At 50.1% G+C, this 625-nt stretch carries 1 protein-coding gene; it reads left to right on the top strand.

The genetic code is table 11. The annotated features are described in order from the left end of the window. On the top strand, positions 1-414 hold a 414-nt coding region (locus R7O13_RS28355), incomplete at its 5' end, for a cytochrome c3 family protein (RefSeq protein ID WP_318305390.1). Positions 415-625 lie beyond the last annotated feature (211 nt).

Here is a 625-nt window from a genome sequence, read left to right as displayed (position 1 = left end):
CACTCCCGCACCAAATCAGATATCCACAAACGCAGTCGTCACCCTATTATCGACGGCGTCATGACTTGTTCTAGCTGCCACAATCCACATCAGACATTAAATGAAGCGAGCCTGAACTGGTCAACCGTCAATAACGCTTGTTACGAGTGTCATGCGGAAAAACGCGGCCCATTTTTATGGGAGCATGAGCCAGTAACTGAAGATTGCACATCCTGCCACACACCTCATGGTTCAGTGAACAAAGCCTTGCTCAATAAACGGCTGCCAATGCTTTGTCAGGAATGTCACCGTGTGCCACATGCAAACGTAGCCATTCCTGAAAACGACTTGAGAGTGCGCGGCGGAAGTTGTTTAAACTGCCACAATCAAGTGCATGGCTCTAACCACCCACGTGGTCAAACATTAAGTTATTAGGAGGGAGGCATGAAACTATCTCAACTGTGCATCGCTATTTCCCTTGCTTTTGCTGTGCAAGCGCACGCCAACGATTATTCGTTACAACGTTCTCAACCAGCCGACACTAGCCGCTGGCAGTGCAGTGAATGCAGCAGCGACGGCACATGGAGTGGAGAAGTAAGCGCGGGCGTCGGGTACCTCAACAGCGACGGTTCCTCCAGATTCTATA

This window comes from Vibrio sp. Y176 (assembly GCF_033438945.1).
The sequence above is the reverse complement of the archived record's forward strand: the minus strand, read 5'-3'. Positions and strand labels throughout refer to the sequence as shown.